We start from the raw sequence: 4,331 nt of genomic DNA, 5'->3' as shown, positions 1-4,331 counted from the left end.
AAACGAGAAGGCACGAAAAATCAAAGAGGAGGAAAATAAAGGTAGCTTTAAAGTAAAATGTGACCAAAGGAAGGTAAAACCGACTGCATCATCGTCAGCGTCAAATGAGTATAAGAGAAAGATTTATAATAAATCATATATATATCATAATATGATATATCATTAATCAAAATAATAAAATATCTTTTATAAAAAATAAAATAATAAAAACTCCAATAAAATTGGAGTTTTTAGTGATAACCTCCTCTGGATGATATGCTGAGGGTTTGTGATTTTACTTCATCGGATTTTTAAACCTGGTATACTATTGGCTATGCTTCATTTAGTAAGGAGGAAGTGCTCATGACACTTACAATTTCAGTAGGTGAGGATATCAATGATTTTAATGCAATTATTGAAATTCCTATGAACGGGGGTGAAGTTAAGTATGAATACAATAAAGACTTTCGATTTTTGAGCGTTGACCGATTTATCCCGACAGTTATGCGTTATCCTTGTAATTATGGATTTGTACCAAATACTCTAGCGGAAGATGGTGACCCACTCGATGTCTTAGTAATGACACCAGTGCCCCTACAGCCTGGAACATTGATACGTGTACGAGCGGTAGGTTTGATGCGAATGGAAGATGAAGCTGGAGAAGATAGTAAAATTTTAACATTTCCTCTTGCTAAAGTCTGTAGAGAATATGAATCTATTCAATCTATTAAAGATGTATCCCCTGTCTTATTGGATATCATTGCTCATTTCTTCGAACACTATAAAGATTTGGAACCCACTACTAAATGGGCTAAAGTAAAAGGTTGGGATAATAAAGATGAGGCAGAAAAAGTATTTCAGGGGAGTATTAGACGTTTTGAAAAAGCTAATGGTTGAGGAGTAAGATGACCGATATAGTCCAACTTTTTTTTGAGCAACCATTCGATCCTGACTGGATACGGCCAACGTTAGATGAAGCTTATCGAATGGATGAAACTACTGCTATCAATCAATTATTAGAATTGATTGATTTTACCCCTGCCATTGAATGTACTGTGAGTCAATGGGCAGAAAGATTAGTCATCACTGTGCGGGAAAAAGAAAAAGAGCGGTGGGGCATTGAAGGCTTTATGATGCATTATGAGCTTTCTACCGAGGAACGAATTTTATTAATGTGTCTTGCAGAAGCTTTATTACGTGTCCCAGATAAACAAACTAAAAATTTATTAATTCGAGATAAATTGACTAGTGCGGAATGGAATAAATATGTGGGTGCAAGTGAATCAACTTTGGTGAATTTTGCTAGATGGGGATTAGTATTTTCAGGCAAAATATTAAAAAAAGAAAAAGACCGACAATTCAAAACTATTTGGAGTAATCTCATCCGTAAAAGTGGTGAACCTGTTATTCGTAAAGCGATCCGTGAAGCAATGAAATTAATGAGTGATCATTTTGTTTTAGGTTGTACTATTGAAGAAGCTATTAAACGTTCGAAGATCTCTTTAAAAGAGGGTTTTCGATATTCTTATGATATGTTGGGTGAAGTTGCACGAACACAGAGCGATGCTGATCGATATTATAATTCTTATTATCATGCTATTAGCATTTTAGGAAAAAGTCACGACATAAAAAACATTTATGAAGCACCGAGTATTTCAGTTAAATTATCTGCATTATATCCTCGCTATGATTTTAAAAAACGTGAAGAAGCAGTGCCTTTTTTAATTGAACGCGTAAAAGAATTAGCTTTGCGTGCAAAAGAACAAAAAATTGGCATGACTATTGATGCGGAAGAAGCTGATCGATTAGATATGTCCTTGGATATCTTCAAAGGATTATTTACAGATAATGCTTTTTCTGGATGGGAAGGTCTTGGCCTCGCTGTCCAAGCTTATCAAAAGCGCGCTTTTCCATTAATTGAGTGGTTAATTGAATTGAGTCGCCAACAAGAACGCCGTATTCCCATTCGGCTGGTGAAGGGGGCGTATTGGGATTCCGAAATAAAATTAACTCAAATGGAAGGATTGACCAATTACCCTGTTTTTACTCGGAAAGTGAATACAGATATTTCTTATATTGCTTGTGCAAAGAAAATGTTAAGCGCTCAAGATGCTCTTTATCCACAATTTGCCACTCATAACGCCTATTCAATTGCAGCGATTTTAACATTAATGGATTCTCGTTATGACGATTACCAATTTGAATTCCAAAATCTACAGGGTATGGGTAAAGCTTTACATCATTATATCGTTTCAAAATTAAATCTACCTTGCCGAATTTATGCGCCAGTAGGGTGTTATGAAGATTTGTTACCTTATCTTGTTCGGCGATTATTGGAAAATGGAGCTAATAGTTCCTTTGTCAATCGCATTGCAGATAAAACGATACCAATTTCTGACCTGATTGAAAGTCCAATTAAAAAAATTGGGAGGTTGGGAGTAATTCCTAATCCCAAGATTCCCTTGCCTAGAAATCTTTTTGCTAAAGCGCGATTAAATTCAATAGGAAAAGATCTAAGCAATTATGCAGAATTAAAATCTCTCGCTGAATCGATCCATAATGCACTACAAAAAATATGGCAAGCATCCCCATTCTTACGTGAGATTAAAAAGGGTAAACCTGTTTTTGATCCGGCTGATAATCGACGTCAGATTGGTGTGATTGAATTAGCAGATGAATTTGATGTAGAAAAAGCTATTATAATGGGGTCTTCAGCTTTTCCCTATTGGGATCAGAAAGGGGTGAATGCACGTGCTAATATTATACGAAAAATGGCGGACTTGTTGGAAGCACATCAACCTGAATTAATGGCCTTAGTTGTGCGTGAAGGGGGCCGGACTCTACAAAATGCTTTATCGGAAGTCCGTGAGGCTATTGATTTTTGTCGTTATTATGCAGAACAGGCTGAAAAACAGCTAAATGATACTGTGTTGCCGGGTTACACAGGAGAACACAATGTTCTGCGAATGCATGGTCGTGGTATTATCTTGTGTATTAGTCCCTGGAATTTTCCGGTAGCTATATTTACAGGACAAATTGCTGCAGCCTTAGTAACGGGAAATGCCGTAATTGCTAAGCCCTCGGGACGAACACCTTTAACAGCAGCTAAGGTTACTCATTTATTTCATGAAGCAGGTGTGCCTGTAGAAATTTTACAATTAATACCAGGTCCTGGAGGAACTGTAGGGGAAGCATTAATTAAAAATCTTAAAATTAGTGGAATTATATTTACTGGTTCTGACAATACCGCCCGTCATATTCAAAAAACATTAGCTAATCGACCTGGTCCCATCGTTCCTTTCGTGACAGAAACATCTGGTATTAATGCCATGATAGTGGATTCGACTGCACTATCCGAGCAATTAGTTCAAGATGTCATTGTTTCTGCTTTCGATAGTGCAGGTCAACGTTGTTCTGCTCTTCGAATTTTATATCTCCAGGATGATATTGCTGATAATGTAATAAAAATGTTAGCAGGTGCAATGGCTGAAATTAAAATAGGAGATCCTATGTTATTAACTACCGATGTGGGACCCGTTATTGATGCTAAAGCTCAAGTAACTTTACAAGAATATGCTGCTTTTATGCAAAAAAAATCGAAATTAATTTATAAAGTTAATTTACCCCTAGCAGCAACTCATGGAACATTTTTAGCTCCCCAAGCTTATGAATTATCTAATTTAAGCTTGATTAAAAGCGAAGTTTTTGGACCTATTTTACATGTTTTGCGATATCGTCGTCAGGACTTAGATAAGGTGATAGACGATATTAATGGTTTGGGATATGGGCTTACCTTTGGTATTCAGAGCCGTATTGATGAAACGATAGATTATATTCAACGTCGTATTAATGCAGGTAATATTTATGTCAATCGCAATATGATTGGGGCTGTTGTAGGTGTTCAACCTTTCGGGGGAAGCTGGTTATCTGGAACAGGGCCTAAAGCTGGTGGGCCGCATTATTTGCTTCGTTATTGTGTAGAAAGCACGTTGACAGTCAACACAACCGCTGCTGGTGGAAACGCCTCTTTGATGGCGATGGAAGATGAATAATAGTAAAGGTGAACTTCTTTAGGAAGTAAGGGGGGGGGGAAAGAGGCTAGGCTACAAAGTTGTCTTTAAAGTAAGCAAGTAAATTTAAATCTTAGCCTTTTTAAAACGTATCTCGCTAAAAAACTTGAAAGACAGTAAACTAAAAAGATAATAAATGAATCTATTTATTTTACTCCTCCTAAAAAATTACCCTTCCTAAGGGTCGGTCACTCTGCTTATTGGTTGAATCAACCGGTAAAAACGGCAACGTTATTAACTACGGAACAATATAAGTTGAATTATTCGATGGGGGTTATGAAT

At 36.7% G+C, this 4,331-nt stretch carries 2 protein-coding genes; both read left to right on the top strand.

Annotation, left to right across the window (positions count from 1 at the left end):
* The first annotated feature begins 342 nt into the window (after positions 1–342).
* On the top strand, positions 343–876 hold the full coding sequence (gene ppa / locus CLERM_RS03535; RefSeq protein ID WP_102157208.1) for an inorganic diphosphatase: 534 nt from the start codon (positions 343–345) through the stop codon (positions 874–876).
* An 8-nt stretch (positions 877–884) separates the two neighbouring features.
* A complete protein-coding gene (gene putA / locus CLERM_RS03530) occupies positions 885–4,031 on the top strand; it encodes a bifunctional proline dehydrogenase/L-glutamate gamma-semialdehyde dehydrogenase PutA (RefSeq protein WP_102157207.1) in 3,147 nt (1,048 codons plus the stop codon).
* Positions 4,032–4,331: the final 300 nt, after the last annotated feature.

It is taken from the genome of Coxiella-like endosymbiont (assembly GCF_002871095.1).
GTDB lineage: Bacteria > Pseudomonadota > Gammaproteobacteria > Coxiellales > Coxiellaceae > Coxiella.
The sequence above is the reverse complement of the archived record's forward strand: the minus strand, read 5'-3'. Positions and strand labels throughout refer to the sequence as shown.

What these genes read in the sequence shown, in the direction of transcription:
- ppa (WP_102157208.1), top strand. Translation starts at nt 343, where the DNA reads ATGACACTTACAATTTCAGTAGGTGAGGATATCAATGATTTTAATGCA.
- putA (WP_102157207.1), top strand. Translation starts at nt 885, where the DNA reads ATGACCGATATAGTCCAACTTTTTTTTGAGCAACCATTCGATCCTGAC.